A 23,969-nucleotide genomic window follows, 5' to 3' on the forward strand; every position below is an offset into this window, starting at 1 on the left:
TTAGTAGAGTTCTCCGGGTGGCCCGCGTTCAGGAGATCCGACCCAACACCGAATCCGGCGTGTACACCGTGATCACACGGACCTCGACGTATCTGCTTGACTTCAACGACATGACTCTGCTGCGGGCTCCGGGGGTGGGTGGCACCGACAGCGAGGAATGGGCGGTCAGCAGACTGCGACGCGACTCCGAAGACATCCCGCTTCTCGGTGTGAAGTCATGCCGCGTGGGCGAATCAGCGCAGTTCTGGGTTCGCGCCGCCGACGACCCGGACGTACGGACCTGGCGCATCACGACGCCGGTCGTCTCCATCGAACGCATCGACTGAACCCCGACATCAGTAGCTGACACGGCGAGCGGTCGGTGCGGCTCAGCTTCCGAACGGACCGGGTCGACGCCGCTTGAGATAGCGCTCGAATTCCGCCGCCAACGCGTCGCCGTCGATCTTCGCCATCGCCTCGTCGGTGTCGAGTTCGGCGTCGCCACGCTCTTCGAGGCCTCGGACGTAGTCGGCGATCTCCTCGTCGTCCTCGGTCATCTCGGTGACCGCCTGCTCCCATTCCTCGGCCTGCTCGGGCAGCGTGCCGAGCGGTACCTCGATGTCGAGGACCTCCTCGACCCTGTTGAGCAGCGCGACCGTCGCCTTGGGGTTGGGCGGCGTCGACACGTAATGCGGGACCGCGGCCCAGAACGACACCGCGGGCAGCCCTGCCTGCACGAACAGATCCTGCAGCACGCCGGTGATGCCGGTCGGGCCCTCGTAGCGATTCTCTGCGAGGTTGTAGCGCTCGGCCGCTTCACTGCTGTAGGCGCTCCCGGTCACGGGCACCGGACGGGTGTGAGGGGTGTCGGCGAGTAGCGCGCCGAGCATCACTGTCGTCTCGACGCCCAACTCATGCGCGAGGTCGACGATCTCGGCGCAGAACGCACGCCAGCGCATGTTGGGTTCGATTCCGCGCACCAGTACGATGTCACGGTCGGCTCCCTCGGGGCTGCAGTAGGAGATCGACGTCGTCGGCCAGTCGATTCGGCGGGTGACTCCGTCGATTTGCTTCACCGTGGGCCGATTGACCTGGAAGTCGTAATAGTCGTCGGCGTCGATGTCGACGAGGGGCTGCGCGTCCCAGGTCAGCGCGAGATGCTCGACGGCGCTACTGGCCGCGTCTCCGGCGTCGTTCCAGCCCTCGAAGGCAGCCAGCAGGATCGGCCGGCGCAACCGGGGAAGATTCGACAACTGCTCTGCGTTCACTGAACCAGCCTACGACCTGATCACAAAAGAGAGCGAACTACGCTGAGAACCATGTCCAACCCCTCCCGTACCGCAACCGACCTCGACACGACGTTCCTGACGGACATGTCGCGTCGAGTATTGATCGGCGATGGGGCGATGGGCACCATGTTGCAGGCTGCGGATCTGACGCTCGACGATTTCAACAACCTCGAGGGTTGCAACGAGATCCTCAATGACACCCGCCCCGACGTACTCGCCGACATCCACCGCGCCTACTTCGAGGCCGGCGCCGATGCCGTGGAGACGAACACATTCGGCTGCAACCTCTCGAACCTCGGCGACTACGACATCGCCGACCGCATCCGCGAACTGTCCTTCAAGGGCACCTCCATCGCCCGTGGTGTCGCCGACGAGATGGGGCCGTCGAGTGATGGCACCGGACGTTACGTCCTCGGGTCCATCGGCCCCGGCACCAAGCTGCCCAGCCTCGGCCACACCACGTTCGAGGCCATCCGCGACGCCTACTTCGAATGCGTCGCAGGCATGCTCGACGGAGGCGCCGACGCGATCCTCGTGGAGACCTCGCAGGATCTGCTGCAGGTGAAGGCTGCCGTTCTTGCTGCCAAGCGGGCGATGGCCCAGCTCGGGCGTCGGATCCCGATCATCTCCCACGTCACGGTCGAGACCACGGGCACCATGTTGCTCGGTTCCGAGATCGGGGCGGCGCTGACCGCCATCGAGCCGCTCGGCGTCGACATGATCGGACTCAACTGCGCCACCGGGCCCGCCGAGATGAGTGAGCATCTGCGCTACCTGTCGCGGCACGCCACCATCCCGGTCTCGGTCATGCCCAACGCCGGTCTTCCCGAGCTCGGGCCCAACGGCGCCGTATACCCGTTGCAGCCCGACGAGCTCGCGTCCTCACTGGCGACGTTCGTCGGTGAATTCGGCCTGTCCTTCGTCGGTGGCTGTTGCGGCACGACGCCCGACCACATCCGTGAGGTCGCGGCGGCGGTCGCCGACGTGACCAAGGCGCAGCGGAATCCGCAGCACGAGTCGGAGACGTCGTCGCTGTACACCGCGGTCCCCTTCGACCAGGACGCCAGCTTCTTGGTGATCGGCGAGCGCACCAACTCCAACGGCTCCAAGGCATTCCGCGAGGCGATGCTCGCCGAGGACTACCAGAAGTGCCTCGACATCGCCAAGGACCAGACCCGCGACGGTGCGCACATGCTCGACCTCAACGTCGACTATGTCGGCCGCGACGGAGCTGCGGACATGACTGCGCTCGCCGGCCGTTTCGCGACGTCGTCGACGCTGCCGATCATGCTCGACTCCACCGAGCCCGAGGTGATCCGCGCAGGACTCGAGGCGCTCGGCGGTCGGTGTGCGGTCAACTCCGTCAACTATGAGGACGGCGACGGACCCGATTCGCGATTCGCACGCATCATGCGGCTCGCCGTCGAACACGGTGCCGCTGTGGTGGCGCTGACGATCGACGAGGAAGGCCAGGCGCGTACCGCTGACTGGAAAGTCCGTGTGGCAGAGCGGCTCATCGCCGATATCACCGGGAACTGGGGCCTCGCCGAAGAGGACATCATCCTCGACACCCTGACGTTCCCGATCTCGACGGGTCAGGAGGAGGTCCGCAAGGACGGCATCGAGACCATCGAGGCCATCCGGCGGTTACACGAGGCTCATCCCGAGGTGCACTTCACCCTGGGTATTTCCAACATCTCGTTCGGCCTGAATCCCGCTGCGCGCCAGGTGCTCAACTCGGTGTTCCTCCACGAATGCGTGCAGGCGGGTCTCGACACCGCGATCGTCCACGCGTCGAAGATCCTGCCGATGGCTCGCATCCCCGACGAGCAGCGCGACGTGGCGCTCGACCTGATCTACGACCGTCGACGTGACGGATACGATCCGCTGCAAAAGCTCATGGAGCTGTTCGAGGGCGTCTCGGCGGCGTCGGCCCGCGAAACCCGTGCGGCAGAACTGAATCGGCTTCCGCTGTTCGAGCGACTCGAGCGTCGCATCGTCGACGGCGAGCGCAACGGGCTCGAGGCCGACCTCGACGAGGCCATGACGCAGAAGCCGCCGCTGGAGATCATCAACGAGACACTCCTGTCCGGCATGAAGACCGTCGGCGAGCTCTTCGGCTCCGGCCAGATGCAGCTGCCATTCGTGTTGCAGTCGGCCGAGGTCATGAAAACCGCTGTGGCACATCTCGAACCGCATATGGAGGCGACCGGCGAGGACGGCAAGGGACGCATCGTCCTTGCCACTGTGAAGGGCGACGTCCACGACATCGGCAAGAACCTCGTCGACATCATCCTGAGCAACAACGGCTACGAGGTCGTGAACATCGGTATCAAGCAACCGATCTCGACGATCCTCGAGGTGGCCGAGGACAAGCGCGCCGACGTGATCGGCATGTCGGGGCTGCTGGTGAAGTCGACGGTCGTCATGAAGGAGAACCTCGAGGAGATCAACGCCCGAGGGTTGGCGGACAACTATCCCGTCCTGCTCGGCGGAGCGGCGCTCACGCGGTCGTACGTCGAGAACGACCTCTCGGAAGCCTACGAGGGCGACGTGCATTACGCGCGCGACGCCTTCGAGGGTCTGCGACTGATGGACGACATCATGGCGCTCAAACGTGGCGGGGGATCGGTGCCGGAGAGCGCCGACTCTATCGCTGCCGCCCAGAAGGCTGCCGAGCGCAAGGCACGCCACGAACGATCGAAGCGCATCGCCGCCAAGCGCAAGGCCGCGGAGACTCCGATCGAGGTGCCTGCACGCTCGGATGTGGCCGCCGACAACGACGTTCCGACACCGCCGTTCTGGGGGACTCGGATCATCAAGGGCGTACCCGTTGCCGAGTACCGCCAACTACTCGACGAGCGCGCCCTCTTCCTGGGTCAGTGGGGGCTGCGGGGAGCGCGCGGCGGCGACGGGCCGTCGTACGAAGAGTTGGTCGAAACCGAGGGTCGTCCGCGGCTTCGCTACTGGATCGACCGGTTGTCGACCGAGGGCATCCTGCAGCACGCGTCCGTTGTGTACGGGTACTTCCCTGCGGTCAGCGAGGGCGACACCGTGCATGTGTTGACCGAGCCTCGCCCGGATGCCCCTGTGCGGTACAGCTTCTCGTTCCCACGCCAGCAGCGGCCGAAGTTCCTGTGCATCGCCGACTTCATCCGCTCGCGCGACGACGCCGTAGCCACCGGACAGGTCGACGTGCTGCCGTTCCAACTCGTCACGATGGGTCAGCCCATCGCCGACTTCGCCAACAAGCTCTTCGCCGACGACGCGTACCGCGACTACCTCGAGGTCCACGGCATCGGAGTGCAGTTGACGGAGGCGTTGGCCGAGTACTGGCACCAGCGGGTGCGCAGCGAACTGACGGTGGGGGACAAGTCATTCGGCTCTGAGGATCCCGACGCTGCCCAGGGCTTCTTCGACCTCGAGTACCGCGGTGCGCGTTTCTCCTTCGGCTATGGCGCGTGCCCGAACCTCGAGGACCGCGTCACGATGATGAAGCTCCTCGAACCAGAGCGCATCGGCGTCGAGCTCTCGGAGGAGTTGCAGCTTCATCCCGAGCAGTCGACGGACGCCTTCGTTCTGCACCACCCGGAGGCCAAGTACTTCAACGTCTGAGCATGCGCGTCACGTGGCGCGCAGTACCTCGGTCAACTGCGGGACGATCTGCTTCTTCCTGGAGACGATCCCGGGCGCCTTGGCGTGGCCGTCGCGGACGGTCACGCCGAGCGCCTTTTCGACGGCCTCGACGGGTGACCCGACGACGAGGAGGTCGGAGTCGACCTTCAGCACGTCGGTGAGCAGTAGCACGAACAGGTCGTACCCCTGTTGTCGCGCTTCGGCGTTCATCGCGGCGAGGAACTCGTCGCGGCGTGCGAGCAGACTGTCGACGTCGACGGTGTTGATCTGTGCAACGCGGACCGTCGTCGATCCCATGGTGTAGCTCTTGGCGTCACGGTCGATGAGTTCGGCCGCAGATGCGTCGCCGACGTCGGAGCCCGCGCGGAGCAGGTCGGTGCCGTAGTGGTCGAGGTCGATGCCGGCGCGCTCGGCAAGTGCCTGTGCAGCTGTTCGGTCCAGGTCGGTGGCGGTCGGCGAGTGCAACAGCAGCGTGTCGGAGATGATTGCCGACACCATCATCCCCGCGAGGTCTGCCGGTGGGGTGAGGTCGTTCTCGCCGAACATCCGGTGAAGGATGGTGCAGGTGCAGCCGACGGGCTCAGCGCGAAACCACAGTGGTGCAGCGGTCTCGAAGTTGGCGATCCGATGATGATCGACCACCTTGTGAACGGTCACGTCGGCGATATCGGCGACGCTCTGCTGACGTTCGTTGTGGTCGACGAGAATCACCCCGTCGGCCTCCGGTCGCGCGTGCTCGATGACACGAGGCGCGTCGACATCGAAATGATCAAGCGCATAACGGGTTTCGACGCAGGGTTCGCCCAGGGCGACGGCTTCGACGTCGAGTGAGGGGTCGAGCGTGCGCTCGAGGTGAGCCATCGCGAGCGCCGACGCGATGGCATCGGTGTCCGGGTTGCGGTGACCGAAGACGAAGACCTTCGACATGGATCCTCCGAGACTGCTCGACTATGTCCGTGCTCCCTCGACACTACGACGATTGTGCGCGGGGCGATCTGGCCATGGACGAGTCGGCCCGGGGTGGATCAAACGCGGTGGATCAAACGCGGTGAATCAAGCGGGGTGAAGCCCGCCGGGTGGATGAACCTGGGAAGAACCGGACAGCTTATGTCCATCCACTTCCCAGGCTCGCCGATCACAGTGGACACCGTGTCGTCGACTCTCACTCCCGCAGACCTGCCCGAAAACTCGAGCATCCTCGTCTCCGGAACCGCGCAGCCCGCCCCGATCCCGCACCACCCGGCCCGGCACGACGCTGTGCCCCGGTGGCTGCGCTGGTGCATCCTCGGCGTCGTGCTGGCGGTAGGGCTTGGCGTGCGGTGGTACTTCCTCGATCGTCAGACGATGGACTACCAGAACTTCTTGAGCCGCTGGTACGACACCCTCGACCAGCAGGGATTCAGCGCGTTCCGTGAGCAGTTCGCCGACTACAACTACCCCTACCTCTATCTGATCTGGCTCCTCACCGTGCTGCACGTGCCGTCACTGATCGGCATCAAGGCGCTGTCGATCATCTTCGACGTGGCGCTGGCGAGCTTGGCGTACCGGATCGTCGCAATTCGCACAGATCGATTCTGGTTGCGCGCGTTGGCCTTTGGCGTCGTGTTCCTCCTGCCGTCGGTGATCATGAACAGCGCCTGGTGGGGTCAGGCCGACGCCATCTACACCGCGTGTGTTGTCGCCGGGATCTACTTCCTGCTGCGCGCTCAAGGCAGCGATACTTGTGAAGGCGATTCTGGGCGACAGGCGCACGTCTGGAATCGGTCTGCGTGGAATGTGCGTATGTGGGATGTGCGTGCGTGGAATCCGTACGTGTCGAACTCCGTGATCGCGTGTGTGTTCTTCGGCCTGGCGATCAGCTTCAAACTGCAGGCGATCTTCGTGTTGCCGGTGGTGTTGTGGTTGTTCGTTCGCCGTCGCATCCCCTGGTATGCCCTGCTGGCGATACCCGCCGTCTACGTGCTGCTCGACATTCCCGCGGTGTTGGCAGGCGCGTCGTGGTCGACGGCACTCTCGGTGTATCTGAACCAGACCGACTCGTACAAGCAGCTCACGCTCGGCGCGGCGACCCTGTATCAGCTCATTCCGATCTCGGGGGACGCCACCTGGTTGGCACATCTCGGTATCGGGCTGGCCGCGCTGGTGATCGTGGTGTTCCTGGCCTGGTCGCTGTGGAAGAAGCCGGCCGTCACACCTGCCTCGATACTCGTCGTGGCAACGGCAAGTGCTGCCACCGTACCGTTCCTCTTGCCCGCGATGCACGACCGATACTTCTACGCCGTCGAGATCCTCAGCGTGATCGCCGCGTTCTACCTCCCGCTGTGGTTCATCGCGGTGCCGGTCCTGATCCAGGCGTCGGCGATCGGCGTCTACCACTCGTCACTGTCCGGCGATCAGGGCCACGGCATGACAAGGCAGTTCCACGGCAACAGCGGTGGCGCCGGACAGCCCTCCGGACAACCCGGGGGACAGTCGTCCGAACAACCGGCGGGGCAGCCACCTACCGGCCAACAAGCTGGTCCCGGCGGACCGGGTGGACAGGGTGGCCGCGGCGGACAACACGGGCCGGGTCGACCGGATGGACATGGCGGAAGCGGTGGCTACACATCGGGCCGGGGCGATATCACGCTGACCGTCTACGCCTCCCTGATGGCCGCGGCGGCGCTGGGACTGGTGATCAGCGTCGTCGACACCGTCAGGCGCCCGGCCCCGCGGCCCGCGCAGGACGACGCCGCCACGTGAGCCGAATCACCGGATTCGCTGCGCGTTGTCCGTATCGGCGATGATGCTCGGGTGACGACCTCGACAGAATTAGCCCGTCCGGCCGCGGTCCTCTGGGATATGGACGGCACGCTGCTCGACTCCGAGAAACTGTGGGACATCGCAGTCGCCGAACTCTCCGAACGTCACGGCTACGTGATGACGCCGGAGCTTCGTGAGTCGACACTCGGCAACTCCATGAGCGACGCCCTGACCAAGGTCTTCGACGCTTCCGGCGTGCCGGTCGACGAGCGTGACTACGCCGCCGACGAGCGGTGGCTGCTCGATCGGGTTGCTCAGCTGTTCTCCGTCGATCTGCCGTGGCGACCAGGCGCATTCGAGGCGCTGACGACAATCTTCGACGCGGGTATCCCCATGGCGCTGGTGACCAATACGGTGCGCGAGCTGACCGATCAGGCACTCGGCACGATCGGCCCGCACTTCTTCGCGGTCACCGTGTGCGGCGATGAAGTGGAATACGGGAAACCGGCGCCCGATCCCTATTTGCGGGCGGCGACCCTGCTCGGCGTCGAAGCCAGTCAGTGTGTCGCCGTTGAGGATTCGCCTACCGGAACGCAGTCGGCGGTCTCCGCCGGCTGCACGACGATCGTCGTGCCGTCGGCCGCCGACGTCCCGGCGGGTCCGCGACGCCGCTTTCGGCGCAGCCTCGACGGACTGACGATCATCGACCTCGCACGGCACGACTAGTCGTTCGGCGATCCCGTGAGTCGATCCGATGTGCGCGCATGGGACAATCGACACCCGTGAAGACCTTCGATGAGTTGTTCGCGGAGCTGACCGACAAGGCGGCGACGCGTCCTGCAGGTAGTGGCACCGCCGCCGCACTCGACTCCGGCGTGCACACACTGGGTAAGAAGATCATCGAAGAGGCCGGCGAGGTGTGGTTGGCCGCCGAATACGAATCCGACGAGTCGCTCGGCGAGGAGATCTCCCAGCTTCTCTACTGGCTGCAGGTGATGATGATCAAACGGGGCCTCTCACTCGAGGACGTCTACCGCCATCTGTAGGCCGCGACCGATTCGGTCCCGGCCCGCCCGACCTACAGACCACAGACGATTCATCGACATCCCCTGGAGTGACCATGCTGCGCGTTGCAGTCCCCAACAAAGGTGCCCTCTCCGAGTCGGCAGCCGCTGTGCTGGCCGAGGCGGGCTACCGCAAACGATCCGACTCGAAGGATCTCACCGTCCTCGACATCAACAACGACGTCGAGTTCTTCTTCCTGCGACCCAAAGACGTCGCCATCTACGTCGGCGCGGGCACGCTCGATCTCGGCATCACCGGGCGTGATCTCGCTCGTGACTCGGGTGCTCAGGTCGACGAGGAGCTCGCGATGGGCTTCGGGTCCTCGACCTTCCGCTATGCAGCTCCCGCAGGTCAGAAGTGGAGCGTCGACGATCTGGGCGGTAAGCGCATCGCGACGTCGTATCCGAACCTGGTGCGCGACGACCTCGCGTCGCGGGGGATGACTGCCGAGATCATCCGCCTCGACGGCGCGGTCGAGATCTCGATCCAGCTCGGGGTCGCCGACGCGATCGCCGACGTCGTCGGCTCCGGACGGACCCTGCGCCAGCACGGCCTGGCGGCGTTCGGCGAATCGCTCTGCGACTCCGAAGGGGTCCTGATCAGCCGTGCTGGCGTCGACCCCGACAAGCGCGCAACGCAGTTCATCAAACGAGTGCAGGGCGTCGTGTTCGGACAGCAGTACGTGATGATCGACTACGACTGCCCTCGATCGCTGTTGGAGCAGGCGACCGCCATCACTCCCGGCCTCGAGTCGCCGACGGTCGCTCCGATGGCCGACCCCGAGTGGGCGGCCGTGCGCGCAATGGTGCCGCGTCGCGATCACCAGAACCTGATGGACGAGCTCTCGGAGCTGGGTGCGCGCGCGATCCTCGCGTCGGACATCCGTTCCTGCCGCTTCTGACGTTGGTCGAACCGGCTCGCGGGACGGTCAGCGCGGACCGAGCAGAACGGTTTGGGCGGAGCGGCCCAAGAACCCGTCGACGTCGTAGAGATCGGCGAACGTGGCGCCGTAGCCGTGCCTGCCTGCGGCCATGTCGGCGTCGATGCCCAACCAGGGTGTCGTCGGCTGGCCGACGAGGTGAACCGTGGTGTCCGTGTTCATCCACGTCCACTCGTCCGGTCGCAGCGTCGTGCCGAGCCCGTTCGCCACGTCGAGAACGGTGAAGACGGACTCCAGATTCGACATGGTCTCGCCTTCTACCAGGTCAATCGACGGCTTGATCCATACCGCGGGTGTCTGGCCGTGCAATCCCGGCGTCGCTGCGGTGTCGGTCGTGCCGATGAACCCGACGGTGCCCCAGTCGACGCCCAGGTCACCGTCACCGGTGACACCGCGAACCACGGGCAGCGTCTCCGGGGACGGCAGCGGTTCGCGCGGTGCGCGTGTGATCGTGGTCGAATCCGTTGTGCGCATGCGCCACCCGACACTTTGCGCTGCCAGTCGGTACCTACCGTCGGGTTGCCTGACCTCCAGATCGGCTTCGATGAGCGCGATCTGCTGTCCGGGACGAACCACCCTGGCCCGCACCCGGTTGAGCCCCAGACCGATAGGCCCGAGGATCTCGGTGGTCACCCGCGTGAACTCCTGTGTGGGATCCGGCGCACAGCGCAGAAGACTGCGCATCAACAGCCCCGCAGGGGGTCCTCCGTGCTGGATGTCTGAGGCCCACACACTCAGGGTGGCGGCCGTCGGCGAGAAGTACTCGAAATCGTCAGCATCGTCGTCGGAGTTCGGAATGTCGTCGACGCGCTCGTAGTAGCAACTCTCCACGACCCGACCCTAAATGACGTGAACCCCACGTACCCGACCAGGTCAGTGTCATCCGATCAGACGCTTTCATTACTGCGTTCAGACTAATTCTCGACGTGTGCACGGCGTCGATCTGGTCAAACGACCAGACTCAGGTCTGTTCGCGACAGTTATGTCGACTATTGAGATCGCAATATTCGGTCACGGACGTCCCCTGCTGCCAACTGCACGGCGGCACCGACTCACGAGGTTGCCTGTGTACCGACTCCGGAAATCGTTCGGCGGTGCTGCCGTCGGTTGCGCGCTCTGTGTGGGAACCGTTGTTCCCCTCGCCCTCTCGTCGACAACCGCGCACGCGGGCGTACCTTCCGTTGCGGCAACTCAGGACACCGTCAACGGCCTCGCAGCCGATGGCGTGTTCCGCCCGGCCGACCCCGACGACGGCACAGGTCCGGACTGGTTGAGTACGGCGATCGGAGCGCACAATGGCGATGTTCTGATCGTCGTCACCCCGGGTACCGACGACGGAACTCTGTATCCACGGATCAGGGACTTCCGTGCCGGGGATCGACCGACGTACATCATCGACTACCCCGAGGCGATCGGCCCCATCATCAGCGGACGATCGGGAGCTTCACTGCCGATCTTCGCGCCGTCCTACGACGAGTCGCGCGACATCGCCGTCGCGCAGAACCTCAAGGCCATGCACGCCTTCGCGACGCAACAGGGCGAGAACCCGACCGTCGTCTATACCGGCTTTTCGCAGGGCGCCGAAGCCCTCGGCAACGCGGCCGAACAGGCCGTCGCCAACAACGCAGACGGTACGGCGATCGACGTCGACAAGTCCTACGTCCTGCTCATCTCGGATCCGCGCAGCCCTTGGGGGCTGAAAGCATGGGCTGCCGACCACCCGGCAGTGGCCGGGCTGATGGAGCTGGTGGGTGCCGAGTCCAACGGGGCGCGCGACCCGCAGGCGACAGGCGATCTACCGGTCACGTCGGTGATCGTGGTGGGTGATCCCGTCGCCAACTTCCAATGGGTCTGGAATCGACCGGTGAGTTCACTCCTCGTCGACGCTGCCGGTTTCCTCACGGTCCACACCGGACTCGGCGAACAGAACTACGGCAACCTCATCGACTACAGCCAGGAGCCGACAGTTCTGCACAGTGCGGACGGCAACACGACCTACCTCGTCTACACACCGAAACACCATCCGCTGACAGCGCTTGCGGTACTGATCAACACACGCCTCGGCATCCCGTTCGACGACGATGACGTGGCCCGCTGGGACAACGTGAACAACGCCTTCTACCCGCTCCAGGCGCCGGGAGTGCAGAACGCGGCCGTCGACGTCGTCGACCCGACCGCCGCACGCACGGCACCGACGGACGAGCCGGGTTCGGCGTCGCGTGCCGCCGTCGAGAACACCCCAACGCCTGCTCCCGCCGCGTTGTCGACGAACACCGACGAAGCCGTAGGCGACCGACATCTCGCCGATACCCAGCCGCCAACGAAGGGCCGCCACCGCGCGCCCGAGCGGGTTACCACGCCGCCGCCCGCAGCGTCGGCACCCGCTCTCGATTCGAACACCACCAACCCGTTGCCGCTGACCAAGCCGGCCGAAGGCGCGAGCCCACCCGAGCAGCACTCATCGGCAGGGTCGCAGTCACCGACGGTGCCGCAGATGCAGTCAGACGGACCCCAGTCAGGCGGACCCCAGTCAGGCGGGCCCCGGCACGCGGCCGATTCACAGCCCGACGCGCCCCGTGAAGGGGTGTCGGGAGGCGGGTCGCCGGAAGGCGGCAAGCATGCGTTGACCGGACCCGGTCGGCATGCGGCCGAAAATGCCGCTTAGGCAACAGGATTCGGACGAAATGGCCTGACAGGTCGCGCGATCAGGCGACAAATCCGGGCGGGGGACCGGGGTACTCCGGTATCTCGCCACCGAACTCAGGACACCGAGACTTGTGTTCACACATCCGACACAGGGCTGACCGGCGAGGCCGGAAGTCACCGGAGGCAACTGCTTCGCGAATCGCCTGCCAGATGGCCGAGAGGGTACGACCGAACCGTTCGAGCTCGTCGCGGTCGGGCGTGTAGCTGAGCACCTGGCCGTCGGAGAGATACATGAGTTGGAGCCGATGGGGCACCACACCCCGGATCCGCAGGATCGCCAGCGCATAGAACTTCATCTGGAAGAGCGCTTTGGCCTCATACCCTTCACCGGGCGCGCGGCCCGTCTTGTAGTCGACGATCCGGATCTCGCCGGTCGGCGCGACGTCGATTCTGTCGATGAATCCACGCATCAGGACGTCGTCGCTTTCGATCTCCACATGTTCTTCGACGGACTCTGGCGTGAACGCTGTGGGATTCTCGAGGCGGTAGTAGTTGCCGATCAGCTTGATCGCCTTCTCGACGAACTTGTCGTCGTCGCCGTCGAGGATCGCCCCCAGCGACGGGTCGGCTTCGCACATCGCCGCCCACGCGCCCTCGACGAGGAATTCGGCAGACTCGCGGGTACGGAGCTCGGCGGGCAGATCGAACAGATTCTCCAGCGCCGCGTGGACGACCGTGCCGCGCGTCTGCGCCTGCGTCGGCGTTTCCGGAAACCGGTCGATGGCGCGATAGCGGTAGAGCAAGGGGCACTGTTTGAAATCGGCGGCCCTCGACGGTGACAGGGCAAGCGGCCGGCCGACGAGTCCCCGCCCATGTCCCTGCCCGCTCGCTTCGGTACTCGGCGCCGACGATCCTGCGGGGGCCTGGGCCGGCGAGGTCGCAGGGTGTTCGGCCGCGCCGTCCTTCTGGGCGATGGTGTCGGCGGAGGACCCGGGGTACGCAGTCATGCTCACATTTGGCAGGGTAGGTCGCGGCAGTGACATTGCTGCCGCCCGACATGCGCACCCTGACCTCCGATGTTTCTCATCGGTCACATGCGTCACATCAGTCTCGAGAGGAAACACACATGGCGTCGAGTGGCGTGTTCGTCGTGGGCGACAGGGTCCAACTCACCGACGCCAAGGGTCGCAAGTTCACGGTCAATCTCGAAGAGGGCAAACAATTCCACACCCACCGTGGCGCCATCTCGCACGACGATCTGATCGGGTCGCCCGAGGGCAGCATCGTCTCCGCCACCAGCGGCACCGAGTACCTCGCTCTACGACCACTGCTCGTCGACTTCGTCCTGTCGATGCCGCGCGGTGCGCAGGTGATCTATCCCAAGGATTCCGCCCAGATCGTCAGTGAGGGCGACATCTTCCCGGGTGCACGGGTTCTCGAGGCGGGCGCCGGCTCCGGCGCCCTGACCTGCTCGCTGCTGCGGGCCGTCGGGTCAGAGGGCGAAGTCGTGTCGTACGAGATCCGCGAGGATCACGCCGACTACGCCCGTCGCAATGTCGAGACGTTCTTCGGCGGGACGCCCGCCAACTGGTCGCTGACCGTCGCCGACCTCGTCGAGATCGATACCGACGAACGATTCGATCGCGTCATCCTCGACATGCTCGCGCCGTGGGAAACCCTTGATGTCGTTCGAACGGTATTGAAACCAGGCGGGGTTTTGACCGTGTATGTGGCAACGGTCACGCAACTCTCGCGGGTCGTCGAAGCGCTTCGCGAACAAGAGTGCTGGACCGAGCCGCACGCGTGGGAATCGCTCGTCCGTGACTGGAGCGCTGTGGGTCTCGCGGTGCGCCCCGAGCACAAAATGCAAGGACACACGGCCTTTCTCATCACCGCGCGACGCCTGGCCGACGGCGTCACGACGCTGCGCCCGCAGCGTCGGCCGACAAAGGGATGAGCACAGCGCAGCAGGTATGAACAAAGCGCGGTTCCGTCGGAGAAACACCGCGAATACGTTGCGAAGACTCACATTTAACACGCCGTCAACACCGCGTATCGCGCGGTGCGCGGCGATATTTGCTGCCTCCCGGTAGCGTGGTGTTACGGCGCAACCCACTGGGGTCGTTGCCGGGGAGAGGAGTCAGCAATGACCGAATCTGATCGCCATGAAGCCTCCGGTGAGAATGTGGCAGACGAGACCGCGAGCCATTCGAGCAATTCCGCCGAGGAACAATTCACTCCTGCTTACACGCCCCCGTTGCGCGCAGAGGCCGGCCGTCCGTCCTTCGGACGTCAAGCAGACGCTTCGGACCTCCAGGAGCGGGTCGACAACCTGACGACACGCAATGCCAAGCTCCTCGAGACCCTCAAAGAAGCGCGACAGCAACTCGTTGCCCTCCGCGAGGAGGTCGACCGCCTCGGACAGCCACCGAGTGGATACGGCGTACTCCTCGAGATCTACCCCGACCAGACCGTCGATGTCTTCACGTCAGGCCGCAAGATGCGGCTGACCTGCTCGCCCAACATCGATCTCGACTCGTTGAGCAAGGGTCAGACGCTGCGTCTCAACGAGGCGCTGACCATTGTCGAGGCGTGCGAGTTCGATTCGGTTGGTGAGATCAGCACGTTGCGCGAGGTTCTCGGCGACGGTCAACGCGCACTGGTCGTCGGCCATGCCGACGAGGAGCGGGTCGTGTGGCTCGCCGAACCACTGCTCGGCGATGTCGACGGTGAGGACGGTAAGCGTCGCAAGCTGCGCCCCGGCGATTCGCTGCTGATCGACACCAAGGCGGGCTTCGCGTTCGAGCGAGTCCCCAAGGCCGAGGTCGAGGATCTCGTCCTCGAAGAGGTGCCCGACGTCGGGTACGAGGACATCGGTGGTCTCGGCAGGCAGATCGAGCAGATCCGCGACGCCGTCGAACTGCCGTTCCTGCACAAGGATCTGTTCCGCGATTACGCATTGCGTCCGCCCAAGGGCGTGCTGCTCTACGGGCCTCCCGGTTGCGGTAAGACGCTCATCGCCAAGGCCGTCGCCAACTCCCTTGCCAAGAAGATCGCGACTGCGCGCGGCGACGATGCCAAGGAAGCGAAGTCGTACTTCCTGAACATCAAGGGTCCCGAGCTGCTCAACAAGTTCGTCGGCGAGACCGAGCGCCACATCCGATTGATCTTCCAGCGTGCACGTGAGAAGGCGTCGGAGGGCACGCCCGTCATCGTCTTCTTCGACGAGATGGACTCGATCTTCCGTACGCGCGGGTCGGGCGTTTCGTCCGACGTCGAAACCACTGTCGTGCCACAGCTGCTCAGCGAGATCGACGGTGTGGAGGGCCTCGAGAACGTCATCGTGATCGGTGCGTCCAACCGCGAGGACATGATCGACCCGGCAATCCTGCGGCCAGGACGTCTCGACGTGAAGATCAAGATCGAACGACCCGACGCAGAGTCGGCGATCGACATCTTCTCGAAGTACCTCGTCGAGGAACTACCGGTACACGCCGACGATCTCAACGAGTTCGGCGGCGATCGCACCGCATGCATCAACACGATGATCGAGAAGGTCGTCGAGCGGATGTACGCCGAGAGTGACGAGAACAGGTTCTTGGAGGTCACCTACGCCAACGGCGACAAGGAGATCATGTACTTCAAGGACTTCAACTCCGGAGCGATGATCCAGAACGTCGTCGACCGTGCGAAGAAGTACGCGATCAAGTCGCAGTTGGAGACCGGCGCCCCCGGTTTGCGGGTGCAGCACCTGTTCGATTCGATCCTCGACGAGTTCGCCGAGAACGAGGATTTGCCGAACACCACCAACCCCGACGACTGGGCGCGTATCTCGGGCAAGAAGGGCGAGCGGATCGTCTACATCCGCACGCTGGTCACCGGCAAGAGCTCCGGCGCAAGCCGTGCGATCGATACCGAGACCAACACCGGTCAGTACTTGTAGAACTGACAACCTTCGGTACAGACAACTGCGGCCGACCCGTTCTGGGTCGGCCGCAGTTGTGTTTATCCCCGTTGCGTTTCGGGCTTACGACGGCATCGCGGGCGGTTCACCCGCCGACGCCGGGTAGCGCACCAACCCCAGTTCGGCGTCGTCGGTGAGCAGCGGATGCCGCGGCAGCACACGCGCGGTGTAGCCGAGCACCCCCGATCGATACGGTGCGACCGCCGCGCGGAAGCGCGTTCGGCCGGAGGCATCTGTCCCGGGAACCGGTTCCATCGGCGAGTGCACCGCGTCGTAGATGTCGCCGTCGTCGGTCACCCGACCGAGCACGGCCTGCACGGTCACCTCGTCGGGCGCGAGTTCGCCGAGCGAGACGTGCGCCGTCAGGTCGAGCTCGTCGTCGGGCGTCGTCGACTCGTCGATCCCGGCGATCGCCACCGACTTCCACGACGACGCGAGCGTCGAACGGTACGAGGCGAGCGACGTGGCCAAGGCGTACCCGTCGGCGCAGGCCTGCTGGTACGAAATCCCCGCGGGCACATAGAGTTCGAGGGTGTAGTCGCGGACCATGCGCGACGCGAGCACCTTGGGACCGAGCACCGCGAGAGTGTGGCGGACCATCTCCACCCAGCGCGTCGGCACGCCGTTCTCGCGTGCGTAGTACAGCGGCACGACGGTCTCCTCGAGCAGCGAGTACAAGGCCTCGGCCTCGAGGTCGTCGCGACGATTCTCATCGTTCACGCCTTCGGCCGACGGAATCGCCCAACCGTTCTCGCCGTCGGCCATCTCGTCCCACCACCCGTCGAGGATCGACAGGTTGAGCCCGCCGTTGAGCGCCGACTTCATCCCCGACGTTCCGCAAGCCTCCATGGGACGTACCGGATTGTTGAGCCACACGTCGCAGCCCGCGTAGATGTGTCGCGCCATCGAGATGTCGTAATCGGGGAGGAAAACAATGCGGTCGCGCAGTTCGGGATCCTCGGTGAACTTCACGATCTGCTGGATGAGCGCCTTGCCGCCGTCGTCGGCCGGATGTGCCTTACCCGCGACGACGAGCTGCACCGGCCGTTCCGGATCGGTGAGGATCCGGCGCATCCGGTCGGGGTCACGCAGCATCAGCGTCAGTCGCTTGTAGGTGGCCGCCCGTCGCGCGAAGCCGATGGTCAACGAATTGGGGTCGAAAAGATCTGCGGTCCAACCGAGTTCGGCGTCGGTGAAGTCGCGGTCGCGGCCACTCGCATAGGCGCGACGTCGGACCTCGTCGACGAGTCCCGCGCGCAACTCCGAGCGGATCGCCCAGAGGTCTGCGGCGGGCAGGGCCTCGTAGACCGCGGGCGCCGCGTCTTCGTTGCCCCCGCTGACGTCCTGCCATTTGCGCGCAACCCACGTCGGTCCGTGCACGCCGTTGGTGACCGCACCGATCGGCACCTCGTCGGCGTCGAACCCGGGCCACAGGTCGGAGAACATCTCGCGACTGACCGCGCCGTGCAGTTGCGACACCCCATTGGATCGCTGACCGAGGCGAAAACCCATGTGCGCCATGTTGAACACGCCCGGATTGGATTCGTCGCCGAGTTCGAGAACCGTGCTCGCCGACAGCCCCGGCAACAGATGCGACGTTCCGTCGGGTCCCGGATCGAGGTAGAAGCGCACGAGATCGTCGGGGAAGCGGTCGATTCCGGCGGGGACAGGTGTGTGCGTCGTGAAGATCGTCGACGCGCGAACGACCGACTCCGCCGAATCGAAGTCGAGTCCAGCGGAGTCGACGAGCTCGCGAACCCGCTCGACGCCGAGGAAGCCTGCATGGCCCTCGTTCATGTGAAAGACGGTGGGCTGTGCGCGTTCCGCGATGCGGACGTACTCACGCAGTGCACGCACCCCACCGATGCCGAGCAGGATCTCCTGCTTGATGCGGTGATCCTGATCGCCGCCGTAGAGCCGGTCGGTGATGCCGCGCAGCTCGTCGTCGTTGGCAGCGATGTCGGAATCGAGGAGCAGCAACGGGATTCGACCGACGGTGGCCACCCACACCTGTGCGTGCAGCGTGCGTCCGCCGGGCATCGAGATCTCGATGATCACGGGCTTCTCCGCGGCGTCGGTCAGCAACGCCAGCGGTAGCGCACCCGGATCGTTCACCGGGTACCGCTCGATCTGCCACCCGTCGTGCGAAAGACTCTGCCGGAAGTAGCCGCACCGATAGAAGAGCCCGACGCCGATCAGCGGAAGACCGAGATCCGACGCCGCCTTGAGGTGGTCGCCCGCGAGGATGCCGAGACCGCCGGAGTAGATCGGGAGCACTTCGGAGATGCCGAATTCCATCGAGAAGTAGGCGATTCCGTCGGGCATGGGGTCTCCCGACGCCGCGCGATCGCCGTACCACTGGGGCGATGTGCAGTACTCGTCGAGGTCAGCACGCAGCGCGGTGAGTCGCGTGAGGAACTCGGTGTCGGAGGACAACTCGGTGAGTCTCTCGGGCGACACCTCCGCGAGCAACCGCAGCGGATCACCGGTCGCTTCCCACCTGACGGGGTCGACGGTGGCAAACAAATCCTGGGTCGGTGCATGCCAGACCCAGCGGAGATTGTGAGCGAGAACGGCGAGATCGGACAGGGGAGCGGGCAACGGAACCCGAACGGTGAACCGGCGGAATGCTTTCACGTGTAGAACTTCCCACACGAGCGTCGCCGGTGCGACCGATGCGAGGTGGTGGGTCCGACCTTTCATCCGACCGACATCTAGTCTCAATACCATGCAGCGAATCATCGGCACCGAGGTCGAGTACGGGATCTCCGCGCCAGGCGACCCGACCGCGAATCCGATCATGACGTCGACACAGGCGGTGCTCGCGTACGCGGCAGCAGCGGGGGTGCCGCGCGCCAAGCGCACGCGCTGGGACTACGAGGTCGAATCACCGCTGCGCGATGCCCGCGGATTCGATCTGGGGCGAGGTACCGGACCAGCACCCATCATCGACGCCGACGAGATCGGCGCCGCGAACATGATCCTCACCAACGGGGCGCGTCTCTACGTCGACCACGCGCATCCCGAGTACTCGGCCCCCGAGGTCACCGATCCTCTCGATGCGGTGATCTGGGACAAGGCGGGCGAGCGGGTCATGGAGGCGGCGGCCCGCCACGTCGCGAGTGTGCCCGGCGCGCCGCGTCTGCAGTTGTACAAGAACAACATCGACGGAAAGGGTGCGTCGTACGGCACCCACGAGAACTACCTGATGAGTCGCGACACGCCATTCACCGCGGTCATCGGAGGCCTCACGACCTTCTTCGCCTCGCGTCAGGTCATCACCGGCGCGGGTCGCGTCGGCATCGGGCAATCCGGCGATGAAGCCGGCTACCAGCTCTCCCAGCGCTCGGACTACATCGAGGTCGAAGTCGGACTCGAGACCACGCTCAAGCGCGGGATCATCAACACCCGCGACGAACCGCACGCCGATCCCGAGCGCTACCGCAGACTCCACGTGATCATCGGCGACGCCAATCTCGCCGAGACCGCGACATACCTCAAAGTCGGCACGACGTCGCTGGTGCTCGACCTCATCGAGGCAGGCGTCGACTTCTCGGACATCGAACTCGCGCGCCCGGTCTCGGCGGTACACACGATCAGCCATGATCCGACGCTGCAGGCGACGGTGGCGTTGACCGACGGCCGCGAACTCACCGCCCTCGCACTCCAGCGCGAGTACCTCGAGCGATGCACGAAGTTCCACGAGCGGGAGAACTCCGACGACGCGCGAGCGATGGACGTGCTGAGCACCTGGGCCGATGTGCTCGACCGGCTCGAGCGCGACCCGATGGAATGCGCCGACATCCTCGACTGGCCAGCAAAGCTCCGCATTCTGGAAGGGTTCCGGCAGCGCGAGGGACTCGGCTGGTCGGCCCCGCGACTGCAGTTGATCGACCTCCAGTACTCCGACGTCCGACTCGACAAGGGCCTCTATAACCGTCTGGTGGCGCGCGGCTCGATGAAGCGACTCGTCGACGAAGCCGATGTGACGCGCGCGATCACCGAACCCCCGGAGAACACTCGCGCATACTTCCGTGGCGAATGCCTGCGCCGGTTCGGCGCCGACGTCGCCGCAGCGAGCTGGGACTCGGTGATCTTCGACCTCGGCGGCGATTCGCTGGTGCGGATTCCGACGCTGGAACCGCTGCGCGGAAGCAGGGCACACGTCGGCAAACTCCTCGACTCCGTGCACTCGGCATCCGAGCTGGTCGATCAACTCACCACCTGATCGGTTCTCGACGCGTCTTGGTTTCAACCGCCCTTTCGCACACGTCACAGGTAGTGTGGATTCACGAGCTGGAAGTGTCTGCGCCGCACCGCGATGCAGCAGGAAGCGACGAGCGGGGTGAAGCTCTCCTCGTCGCCGACGACGAAGAGCGGTGACCACGGGTGCAGGCATCGTCGAGGCGGAGCCTCGGCAGAAACGAGGGAGTGCACATGGCGCAGGAACAGACCACTCGCGGCGGCGGTGGAGACGACGGCGAACTCGGCTCCGACGGCAGTGCGGGGCAGGAACGGCGTGAGAAGCTCGCCGAGGACACCGATGACCTCCTCGACGAGATCGATGACGTGCTCGAAGAGAACGCTGAAGACTTCGTGCGCGCGTACGTGCAGAAGGGCGGCCAGTGAGCGAGACGTTCGGTTCACTGTCCCCGTCCGGTCCCACCAGAAGTTCCCACCCCACATTCGGCGCCGACATCTCGTCGTTCACCGACTATCTGCGGGTCAACGCACCCGACCAGTTGCCACAGGCGAGAGCTGAACGCATGGGCACCTTCACCTCGACCACCGACACCTCCGAGATCCCGCACGGCACCACGATCGTTGCCGTGAGTTTCCCCGGCGGTGTGGTGCTCGCGGGTGATCGACGCGCCACGATGGGCAACATCATCGCGACTCGCGACGTGCAGAAGGTCTACGTCACCGACGAATACTCGGCGGCGGGCATCGCGGGCACGGCCGGTATCGCCATCGAGATGGTCCGACTGTTCACCGTCGAGCTCGAGCACTACGAGAAGATCGAGGGTGTTCCGCTGACCCTCGACGGCAAGGTCAGCAGGCTTGCCTCGATGGTGCGCGGCAACCTCGGTGCTGCTATGCAGGGGCTGGCCGCAATCCCGCTCCTCGTCGGCTACGACATCGACCACGACAGCCCGACCGAGCGGGGTCGTATCTTCTCGTTCGACGTCGCCGGCGACCGCCACGAGGAGTTCGGCGGCTACCAGGCCATCGGCTCCGGTTCGGTGTTCGCGAAGTCGTCGTTGAAGAAGCTCTACCGTCACGATCTCGACGCCGGCTCGGCGCTCGCAATCGCCGTCGAATCGCTGTACGACGCGGCCGACGACGATTCGGCGACAGGTGGTCCCGACATCGTCCGCAAGATCTTCCCGACCGCCGTCGTCGTGAGTGCCGAAGGCGCGCAAGAGGTTCCACCCGCCGACATCGAGGCGGCAGCCCGGGCGATCATCGAGCGCAGAGCTGCAGAGCATGAGGAGGCGCCGCGATGACCTTCCCGTATTACGCAAGTGCCGAGCAGATCATGCGCGATCGCTCGGATCTCGCGCGCAAGGGAATCGCCCGTGGGCGCAGCGTGGTCATCCTGACCTACGCCGACGGCGTGCTCTTCGTCGCGGAGAATCCGTCGAACACCCTGCGCAAGACGAGTGAGATCTACGATCGGATCGGCTTCGCCGCAGTCGGCAAATACAACGAGTTTGAAAGTCTGCGCAAAGCAGGTATCCAGCTCGCAGACATGCGTGGCTATTCGTACGATCGGGCCGACGTGTCGGCGCTCTCGTTGGCCAACACGTACGCAAACGCGTTGGGTTCTGTGTTCACCGAGCAGCCCAAGCCGTACGAAGTCGAGTTGTGCGTGGCCGAGGTCGCCCGTTTCGGAAAGCCCAAGCGCTCGCAGTTGTTCCGCATCAGCTACGACGGCTCGATCGCCGACGAGACGCGGTTCATCGTCATGGGCGGCGCCACCGAAGCTATTTCGGCGGCGCTGAAGGACAGCTACGAGCCCGATCTGCAACTGGCAGATGCCCTGAAGATCGCGGTGGACGCGCTCTCGACTCCGACTGAGGCGTCGAACGGAACCCCAACTGCGCCACGCGAACTGAGCCCTGGCGATCTCGAGGTCGCGATCCTCGACCGCAATCGCCCCAGGCGCGCGTTCCGACGACTGACCGCTACGGCGGTGGCCGATCTGCTGCCCGCACCTGCCGCAGAGTCGAGCGAATCGACACCGTCCGACGGCAGCGGCGATGCGGCGGGCGACGCCCCGAGCGATTCGGGCGCGTCCTGATCGTGCAACCGGTCGACGCCGGATTCCGCGGGTAGGGTTGAAGAGTGCAACGTCGAATCATGGGCATCGAGACGGAATTCGGTGTCACCTGCACCTTCCACGGCCATCGCCGACTGAGTCCAGACGAGGTCGCGCGGTACCTCTTCCGACGGGTCGTGTCGTGGGGGCGCTCATCGAATGTGTTCCTGCAGAACGGCGCGCGACTCTACCTCGATGTGGGGTCGCACCCCGAGTACGCGACGGCCGAGTGCGACAGCCTCATCCAGCTGATCAACCACGATCGCGCCGGTGAGCTGGTACTCGAGGATCTCCTGGTCGACGCCGAACAGCGACTCGCCGATGAAGGTATCGGCGGCGATATTTACCTGTTCAAGAACAACACCGACTCGGCGGGCAACTCGTACGGATGCCACGAGAACTATCTCGTCGTCCGAGCGGGGGAGTTCTCCCGGATCTCCGACGTCCTGCTACCGTTTCTCGTCACCCGCCAGCTGATCTGTGGTGCGGGCAAGGTGCTCGCAACGCCAAAGGCCGCCACCTTCTGTCTCTCGCAGCGTGCCGAGCACATCTGGGAGGGCGTGTCGTCGGCGACGACGCGGTCGCGTCCGATCATCAATACGCGCGACGAGCCCCACGCCGACGCCGAGAAATACCGCAGACTCCACGTCATCGTCGGCGACTCCAACATGTCGGAGATGACCACTCTGCTCAAGGTCGGCTCCGCGGCACTCGTGCTGGAGATGATCGAGGCAGGGGTCGCTTTCCGCGACTTCGCTCTCGACAACCCGATCCGCGCGATTCGTGAGGTCAGCCACGACACGACGGGCACGCGCCCGGTCCGCCTCGCGGGTGGACGGCAGGCCACAGCACTGGAGATCCAGCGCGAGTACCACGCACGTGCCGTCGAGCATCTGGTCAATCGCGCGCCGGATCCGGAGATGGACATGGTGGTCGATCTGTGGGGACGGATGCTCGACGCCGTCGAGGCCGACGACTTCTCGAAGGTCGACACCGAGATCGACTGGGTCATCAAGCGCAAGCTGTTCCAGCGCTATCAGGACAAGTACTCGATGGAGTTGTCGGATCCGAAGATCGCGCAACTCGACCTCGCCTATCACGACATCAAACGCGGACGAGGTGTCTTCGACCTCCTCTCGCGCAAGGGTTTGGTCACGCGCGCGACGACGGACGAGGCGATCAAGACCGCTGTCAACGAGCCGCCCCAGACGACGAGGGCCAAGTTGCGCGGTGATTTCATCTCCGCGGCGCAGAAGGCCGGTCGCGATTTCACTGTCGACTGGGTCCACCTGAAGCTCAACGACCAAGCTCAGCGCACGGTGTTGTGCAAGGACCCGTTCCGCAGCGTCGACGAGCGCGTCGATCGCTTGATCGCATCCATGTAGC

The 23,969-nt window shown here is 65.0% G+C and carries 19 protein-coding genes; 14 read left to right on the forward strand and 5 right to left on the reverse strand.

All coding sequences use genetic code 11. The annotated features are described in order from the left end of the window. The first annotated feature begins 17 nt into the window (after positions 1–17). A complete protein-coding gene (locus GOSPT_RS03260; protein ID WP_005202917.1) occupies positions 18–326 on the forward strand; it encodes a hypothetical protein in 309 nt (102 codons plus the stop codon). A gap of 42 nt (positions 327–368) precedes the next feature. Here GOSPT_RS03260 and GOSPT_RS03265 read toward each other — a convergent pair whose 3' ends face one another. Then, positions 369–1,247 (reverse strand): PAC2 family protein, encoded by an 879-nt coding sequence (locus GOSPT_RS03265; protein ID WP_005202918.1) that lies wholly within the window; start codon positions 1,245–1,247, stop codon positions 369–371. A 51-nt stretch (positions 1,248–1,298) separates the two neighbouring features. Here GOSPT_RS03265 and metH point away from each other — a divergent pair, with 51 nt between their 5' ends. After that, positions 1,299–4,883 carry a methionine synthase gene (metH, locus tag GOSPT_RS03270; protein ID WP_005202919.1) on the forward strand — a complete coding sequence of 1,195 codons (3,585 nt, stop codon included), beginning with the start codon at positions 1,299–1,301 and terminating at the stop codon, positions 4,881–4,883. Between the two features lie 9 nt (positions 4,884–4,892). Here the strand turns inward: metH and GOSPT_RS03275 are convergent, their stop codons facing one another. Continuing rightward, the gene (locus GOSPT_RS03275; protein ID WP_005202920.1) at positions 4,893–5,831 is read right to left on the reverse strand and encodes a manganese-dependent inorganic pyrophosphatase; all 939 of its coding nucleotides are present in this window, start codon (positions 5,829–5,831) and stop codon (positions 4,893–4,895) included. A gap of 180 nt (positions 5,832–6,011) precedes the next feature. Between GOSPT_RS03275 and GOSPT_RS03280 the strand changes: the two genes are divergently transcribed. The 4 genes from GOSPT_RS03280 (at position 6,012) to hisG (ending at position 9,612) form a co-directional block, all read left to right on the forward strand. After that, positions 6,012–7,646, forward strand: a complete 1,635-nt coding sequence (locus GOSPT_RS03280) for a putative hexosyltransferase (RefSeq protein ID WP_005202921.1) — start codon at positions 6,012–6,014, stop codon at positions 7,644–7,646. Positions 7,647–7,697: 51 nt separating this feature from the next. Then, a complete protein-coding gene (locus GOSPT_RS03285) occupies positions 7,698–8,372 on the forward strand; it encodes an HAD family hydrolase (RefSeq protein WP_005202922.1) in 675 nt (224 codons plus the stop codon). Positions 8,373–8,410: 38 nt separating this feature from the next. Then, a complete protein-coding gene (locus GOSPT_RS03290) occupies positions 8,411–8,692 on the forward strand; it encodes a phosphoribosyl-ATP diphosphatase (RefSeq protein ID WP_005202923.1) in 282 nt (93 codons plus the stop codon). Between the two features lie 74 nt (positions 8,693–8,766). Next, positions 8,767–9,612 carry an ATP phosphoribosyltransferase gene (hisG, locus tag GOSPT_RS03295; RefSeq protein WP_005202925.1) on the forward strand — a complete coding sequence of 282 codons (846 nt, stop codon included), beginning with the start codon at positions 8,767–8,769 and terminating at the stop codon, positions 9,610–9,612. A 27-nt stretch (positions 9,613–9,639) separates the two neighbouring features. Here hisG and GOSPT_RS03300 read toward each other — a convergent pair whose 3' ends face one another. Beyond that, positions 9,640–10,482, reverse strand: coding sequence for a thioesterase family protein (locus GOSPT_RS03300; protein ID WP_005202926.1), 843 nt, complete (start codon positions 10,480–10,482; stop codon positions 9,640–9,642). Between the two features lie 289 nt (positions 10,483–10,771). Between GOSPT_RS03300 and GOSPT_RS03305 the strand changes: the two genes are divergently transcribed. Next, positions 10,772–12,316, forward strand: a complete 1,545-nt coding sequence (locus GOSPT_RS03305; RefSeq protein WP_231894549.1) for an alpha/beta hydrolase family protein — start codon at positions 10,772–10,774, stop codon at positions 12,314–12,316. A gap of 40 nt (positions 12,317–12,356) precedes the next feature. Here the strand turns inward: GOSPT_RS03305 and GOSPT_RS03310 are convergent, their stop codons facing one another. After that, positions 12,357–13,304: a RecB family exonuclease gene (locus tag GOSPT_RS03310; RefSeq protein WP_005202928.1), complete on the reverse strand. Its 948-nt coding sequence runs from the start codon at positions 13,302–13,304 to the stop codon at positions 12,357–12,359. A 119-nt stretch (positions 13,305–13,423) separates the two neighbouring features. Between GOSPT_RS03310 and GOSPT_RS03315 the strand changes: the two genes are divergently transcribed. Beyond that, positions 13,424–14,254, forward strand: coding sequence for a tRNA (adenine-N1)-methyltransferase (locus GOSPT_RS03315; RefSeq protein WP_005202929.1), 831 nt, complete (start codon positions 13,424–13,426; stop codon positions 14,252–14,254). A 189-nt stretch (positions 14,255–14,443) separates the two neighbouring features. Then, positions 14,444–16,240, forward strand: a complete 1,797-nt coding sequence (gene arc / locus GOSPT_RS03320; RefSeq protein WP_005202930.1) for a proteasome ATPase — start codon at positions 14,444–14,446, stop codon at positions 16,238–16,240. An 84-nt stretch (positions 16,241–16,324) separates the two neighbouring features. On the opposite strand, the gene glgP is transcribed toward arc, so the two are convergent. Continuing rightward, complete coding sequence (gene glgP / locus GOSPT_RS03325; protein WP_005202931.1) at positions 16,325–18,898, reverse strand: alpha-glucan family phosphorylase; 2,574 nt, start codon at positions 18,896–18,898, stop codon at positions 16,325–16,327. A gap of 91 nt (positions 18,899–18,989) precedes the next feature. Between glgP and dop the strand changes: the two genes are divergently transcribed. The 5 genes from dop to pafA all read left to right on the forward strand — a co-directional run bounded on the left by dop (position 18,990) and on the right by pafA (position 23,968). Continuing rightward, positions 18,990–20,489: a depupylase/deamidase Dop gene (gene dop, locus GOSPT_RS03330; RefSeq protein WP_005202933.1), complete on the forward strand. Its 1,500-nt coding sequence runs from the start codon at positions 18,990–18,992 to the stop codon at positions 20,487–20,489. Positions 20,490–20,698: 209 nt separating this feature from the next. Then, positions 20,699–20,890: a ubiquitin-like protein Pup gene (locus GOSPT_RS03335; RefSeq protein WP_005202935.1), complete on the forward strand. Its 192-nt coding sequence runs from the start codon at positions 20,699–20,701 to the stop codon at positions 20,888–20,890. After that, positions 20,887–21,768 (forward strand): proteasome subunit beta, encoded by an 882-nt coding sequence (prcB, locus tag GOSPT_RS03340; protein ID WP_005202936.1) that lies wholly within the window; start codon positions 20,887–20,889, stop codon positions 21,766–21,768. Before GOSPT_RS03335 ends, prcB begins: the two co-directional genes overlap by 4 nt. Beyond that, positions 21,765–22,565 (forward strand): proteasome subunit alpha, encoded by an 801-nt coding sequence (gene prcA, locus GOSPT_RS03345; RefSeq protein ID WP_005202938.1) that lies wholly within the window; start codon positions 21,765–21,767, stop codon positions 22,563–22,565. The genes prcB and prcA overlap by 4 nt, the downstream gene beginning before the upstream one ends. 44 nt (positions 22,566–22,609) lie before the next feature. After that, positions 22,610–23,968 carry a Pup--protein ligase gene (gene pafA / locus GOSPT_RS03350; protein WP_049697377.1) on the forward strand — a complete coding sequence of 453 codons (1,359 nt, stop codon included), beginning with the start codon at positions 22,610–22,612 and terminating at the stop codon, positions 23,966–23,968. Position 23,969 lies beyond the last annotated feature (1 nt).

Origin of the sequence: Gordonia sputi NBRC 100414 (assembly GCF_000248055.1) — a bacterium.
GTDB classification, from domain to species: Bacteria; Actinomycetota; Actinomycetes; order Mycobacteriales; family Mycobacteriaceae; genus Gordonia; species Gordonia sputi.

Excerpts from the sequence above, each read along its gene's own strand:
- metH (WP_005202919.1), top strand. The coding sequence starts at position 1,299 with ATGTCCAACCCCTCCCGTACCGCAACCGACCTCGACACGACGTTCCTG.
- GOSPT_RS03275 (WP_005202920.1), bottom strand. The coding sequence starts at position 5,831 with ATGTCGAAGGTCTTCGTCTTCGGTCACCGCAACCCGGACACCGATGCC.
- GOSPT_RS03280 (WP_005202921.1), top strand. The coding sequence starts at position 6,012 with ATGTCCATCCACTTCCCAGGCTCGCCGATCACAGTGGACACCGTGTCG.
- GOSPT_RS03290 (WP_005202923.1), top strand. The coding sequence starts at position 8,411 with ATGGGACAATCGACACCCGTGAAGACCTTCGATGAGTTGTTCGCGGAG.
- hisG (WP_005202925.1), top strand. The coding sequence starts at position 8,767 with ATGCTGCGCGTTGCAGTCCCCAACAAAGGTGCCCTCTCCGAGTCGGCA.
- GOSPT_RS03310 (WP_005202928.1), bottom strand. The coding sequence starts at position 13,304 with ATGACTGCGTACCCCGGGTCCTCCGCCGACACCATCGCCCAGAAGGAC.
- GOSPT_RS03315 (WP_005202929.1), top strand. The coding sequence starts at position 13,424 with ATGGCGTCGAGTGGCGTGTTCGTCGTGGGCGACAGGGTCCAACTCACC.
- arc (WP_005202930.1), top strand. The coding sequence starts at position 14,444 with ATGACCGAATCTGATCGCCATGAAGCCTCCGGTGAGAATGTGGCAGAC.
- dop (WP_005202933.1), top strand. The coding sequence starts at position 18,990 with ATGCAGCGAATCATCGGCACCGAGGTCGAGTACGGGATCTCCGCGCCA.
- GOSPT_RS03335 (WP_005202935.1), top strand. The coding sequence starts at position 20,699 with ATGGCGCAGGAACAGACCACTCGCGGCGGCGGTGGAGACGACGGCGAA.
- prcA (WP_005202938.1), top strand. The coding sequence starts at position 21,765 with ATGACCTTCCCGTATTACGCAAGTGCCGAGCAGATCATGCGCGATCGC.